Raw genomic sequence first — 4,710 nt, 5'->3', positions numbered from 1 at the left:
GGAAGGGGTAGTGAATCCCCTGCCACTCGACCTCGCCCTTTTCACGAACGGCGGCGAAGACTTTTTCCTTCATTTCCTTGACCTGCTCGATCATCGTCGACGGCACCGCATAGAGTTGGGTACCGACACGCACGAGCAAGGTCTGCGTTACCGCCAGCGTGAGCGGCAGGTAGAGCCGGAAAGTAGTCCCCTGGCCGGGCACGGTCTCGATTTCGATACGCCCGCCAATTTCGCCGACCTCGGTCTTGACAACGTCCATGCCGACGCCGCGTCCAGCCAGTTGAGTCACTTCGGCCGCCGTCGAGAATCCGGGCTGGAAGATGAATTCGAACAGCTTGGCGTCGTCCGCCGCCTGCCCCGGTGGGAGCAGTCCGATGGCCTCGGCCCGGGCGCGGATACGCTCGCTGTCGAGCCCCTTGCCGTCGTCGCTCATGGTCAGAATGATTTCATTGCCTTCCTGCGACAACTTGACGACGATTTCCCCGGCCTCCGGCTTGCCGGCCGCCAGGCGCTCCGCGCGGCTCTCGATCCCGTGCGTCACGGCGTTGCGCAGCATGTGCTCGATCGGTGCCAGCATCTTGTCGAGCACCGAACGGTCGATATCGACCTGACCGCCGACGATATCGAGATTGGCCCGTTTGCCGACTTCCTTGGCGGTCTGCCGGACGATGCGGAACAAGCGTTCGGTCTGGCTGGCGAACGGCACCATGCGCACCCCCATCAGCTCCTGCTGCAGGCTGCGGTTGAGGTGCGACTGGGCAAGAATCGCCGCATTGGCGTCGTCGAGGTTTTTGAGCAGATTCTGCTGAACGGTCGCCACGTCGTTCACCGACTCGGCCATGAAGCGGGTCAGTTCCTGGAAGCGGGTAAAACGGTCGAGTTCGAGCGGGTCAAAATCAACCGCGTTGTCAGGTGTCTGGGCCACACGGGCCTGGATCTGTGACTCGGCCTGAATTTCGATTTCGCGCAACTGTCGGCGCAAACGAATGACATTTTCGGTCAGCTCCAGCAAAGAACCCTTCAGGCCACGCATTTCGCCTTCGATCCGGGTCCGCGCAATCGACAATTCGCCGGCCTCGCTGACCAGACGATCAATGAGATCGGCCCGCACACGCAATGTCGGCCGCTGACCGCCGGCTTCGGCCTCGGCATCGACTTCGGTTTCGAACGGCAGCAACGAACCTGCGGCCACCGGTGTCTGGGCAGCCGTTTCCGGGATTGCCGCCACGGCCGGCGCCGGAGGGCCAGCACGCAGACGCTCGACAGCCTGGTCCAGTGCATCGCAGCCGTTTTCGATTTCGTCGACAAACGCAGGCGCCACGCGGCCGGTGCGCCGCGCCTCCTCAAGCCGCGCTTCGAGCTGGTGGGTCGCTTCGCCGAGATTCATCGCCCCGGCCATGCGCGCGCTGCCTTTGAAGGTGTGCAGCAGTCGGGCAATCGCATGCGGCGCCGCGTCAGCCGCCAGGTCGCTACGCCAGGCGCGGACCTGGGCGGTTAGATCGCGCAGCAGATCGACAGCTTCTTCGAGGAAAATCGGCAGCAGTTGTTCGTCGAACTCGTCATTGAGCAGCGGCAAGGCCGCTGCCGGCGGAACCGGAAGCGTCTCGGCGTCGACCTCGGGAGCTGGCGCCCCCCGGTCTGCCAGTTCAAGGATCTCGGCGCCGGCCGGCAGGGCCTCGTCGCCGGCCAGGGCGGCATGGAATATATCCTCCAGTGCCGCAATCAACTGTATTTGCTCATCCGGCGAACGCTGCAAGGCGAGCCCGGCAAACATTTCTTCCAGGGTAATGATGGCCTGGCGAACGGTTTCAATTCCTTCGATACTCTCCGCCTGCCCCGAGCCATCTCGCCGCAACAAGGCGTGCTCAAGCGCGATGGCCAGCCGGTTCAGCGGCATCAGGCCAACCGTAGCCGCAATGCCGCCAAGGGTATGCGCAGCACGGGTCATTTCAAAGGTGGTCGGGGCCGAAGGGTCGGCGTCGATGACCGCATAGCTATCGACCAGCGTCTGCAGATGCCCGCGCGCTTCTTCGCGGAAGATGTCGTAAAGGGTTGGCGACTCGCTGACCGGCCCCGGCACAACAAGCGGAATTTGCTCGTTTTCCGGCGTTGACCGTAGCATTGGCGCTGCCGGCTCGACCGGAGCTTCAATCGACTCGACTTCCCGGGCTGGCTCGGCGACCCTTTCCGCAGGTGCCTCGACCACCGAAGGTTCGCTGGCAAAGATGGCCGCTGTTTCAATCGTTGGCAGCACCGCCTCGACAGCGCCAAGCGGAACCTCAGTCAATTCAATGACTTCTTCGACCGGCTCAAGCGCCTCTTCAGGCGACTCGGAGACCGCCGAAGCGACGGGCTCTTCAATGAGCATGACCGTCTCGCCAACCGCTACCGGCGCGGCCTCCATCGATTGAGCGAGCGGAACGTCAACGCCGCGCAACCGGGCAGCGAGGGCAACCAAGGCCACCGGATCGGGGGCTCGGCCCTGGCCGGACTCGAGATGAACCACCCACGCCGCAAACAAGGCATGCGCTTCGTCGATCATGCGTTGGAGATCCGGCGTTACCGCCGTGTCCTGACGCAACCACAGGTTCAACGTCTGTTCGAGCTCCCACGCCGCTTCGCCAAGATCCTTGAGACCGACCATCCGGCCGCTCCCCTTCAGGGTATGCATCGAGCGGCGAACGGTCGTCAGTGCCTCGACGTTATCCGGGGCACCAGCCAGCAAGGCTTTCTGCTCCGCGATGGTGGCCAGCACTTCGTTGGCTTCCTCGAGGAAGATCGATAGCAGCTCGGCATCAATTTCTTCGTGGCTGGATTCGGCCAGCTGCAGCGTTTCGGCCGAAGGCGCCGGCGCATCGGGCGCCAGCGGCTTGAGCCCGGACAAGGCGGCATCGACCTCGACGCCTGATTGCAAAGCCGCCAGCGCGGCTTTGGCCGACTCGCCCAGTTCACGGTTAGCAACGAGGTCAGCATCCTTCTGGATGTCCTGCAGATTTTGCTTGAGCTCATCCTGCAGGCGAACATCTTGCGGTGTTTCCTTGAGCGCATCGGCGAGAACATGCATGTCCCGCGCCTGCTGGACAAGGAGCGCTTCGACCGTCGGCGCCGAAGCAGCTTCCGGCTCCAGCACGGGCTCATCCGACACCGCGTTATTCATGCGACGAACGAAGGCATCGAAATCGGTTTCGCCGTTTTGCAACGAGTCAACGAAGAAGCCGAGCAGCGACAACTGGTGAGCAACCGCCTCGAAGTCTTCGTTAGCCGGCAGATAATCCGGCTGCGCGAATTGCTGGATGCTGGCCGCACACTCCTTGAGGCTGTTGACCGCCCCAAAATGGCCAAGCATGGCCAACGCCCCGCTGATCTGCTTGATCGGATTCTCAAGCTGGAGGAGGTCGTGTGCCTTGCTCGGATCCCGGAAGAATCCGTCAAGCGCCTGTTCGATCTGGGCCAGATTGTTCTGGATTTCCCGCCCAACCTGACCGATCAATAGCTTTTCCTGCGCCCGCCGCGTCATCTCGTCAAGCAGCGGAATGCCGTCGTCGGCCGCCGGCCGACCGGCAATGCAGGCATAGAGACGGGCGACCATAAGGTCGACTTGCTGGGCGAAATCGGTACCCAGGCGCCGGAAATTCTCCTGCGCATTCTCAAGCAGCAGAATAGTCGTCGCCACTTCCATAGCTACCGCGTCATTGAATCGCGACGGCTCTTCGGACAGCCAGTTGGCAATGGCGCCGAGGCCTTGGCCAAGACGCTTGAGATCGGTCTGGCCAATTTCCCCGGTCAGCAGGGCGCAGTTGCGCGCGTTGTCGACAAACCCAGCCAGACTGCCCGTGTTGCCGGTACAAAACCGGCCCCATAATTCTTCAACTGCCGTCAGCGCCTCGCGCAACTTGCGCAACTCGCCGTGATGCGGCAGGGGTGCCGCGTGTGTCGCCGCGCTCGGCAACAGATCCGCCAGGCCAAAAACCGACTGCACCTCGGCAATGGACGGACTCAGATCAGCCGGCGCCTGGGCGATGTAATAAAGCGACTCACGCAGAACACGCTCGGCCACGTTGTTCGAGCCACTGACCAGACGCCGAATCTGGGCATCGATCCGCGAACACAGTTGGCGCGACGAAGGATCGGCGCCGAGCACCGGATCAGCCAACGCCTCAAGGGCGCCGAGTGAAATCCACCAGAAGGAACGTGCTGCCGGCGTTGGTTGAACCGCCTCGATTTCAGCGATGGCCTCGCGCATCATGCGGCGACCGGCTTCGGCCTCGGCCGGATATTTCAACCAGCGCAACAACCCCTTCTGGAACTGCATGCGCTTGACTTTGAGGGTACGCAACAGCGCTTCAGCGTCAAGTTTAGGAGCCTCCGCCTCGCGTTTTGGCGGTCGACGCGAAAGATCGGGATAAAACAAATCGCATGGATGCGCCCCGGCCAGACCGCGCGCCGTCTCCAGAGACTGATAGACCGGCAGCAAAACAAGCGGATGATTTGGTTCACCAGCCATCAGGTCATCAAGATATTGCCCCAGGGCACCCAGCGTCTGGCGCAAAACGGCGACGGCGGCATCGCCAGACGGCAATCGCTCGTCTTCCATGCCAGTCAGCAAGGCCTCGGTGGCCTCAGTCAGCAGCGTAACGCCTTCCAGACCGACCATGGCCAGCGCGCCGTGCACCTGGTGAACATGGGTCCGGCAGAACTTGAGCTGCGTCC

2 protein-coding genes are annotated in these 4,710 nt (G+C 62.6%); one reads left to right on the top strand and one right to left on the bottom strand.

Translation table 11 applies throughout. The annotated features are described in order from the left end of the window. Positions 1–4,336 (bottom strand): FimL-related protein (locus tag ADADOO_RS05100; protein ID WP_511275570.1); only part of this gene is annotated, 4,336 nt, incomplete at its 3' end. Positions 4,337–4,420: 84 nt separating this feature from the next. Here ADADOO_RS05100 and ADADOO_RS05095 point away from each other — a divergent pair. Continuing rightward, a partial coding sequence (locus ADADOO_RS05095; RefSeq protein WP_511275568.1) for a hypothetical protein occupies positions 4,421–4,710 on the top strand: 290 nt, incomplete at its 3' end.

Source organism: Azonexus sp. (assembly GCF_036170495.1).
Classification (GTDB): domain Bacteria; phylum Pseudomonadota; class Gammaproteobacteria; order Burkholderiales; family Rhodocyclaceae; genus Azonexus.
This window is presented reverse-complemented; position numbering and strand designations above follow the sequence as displayed.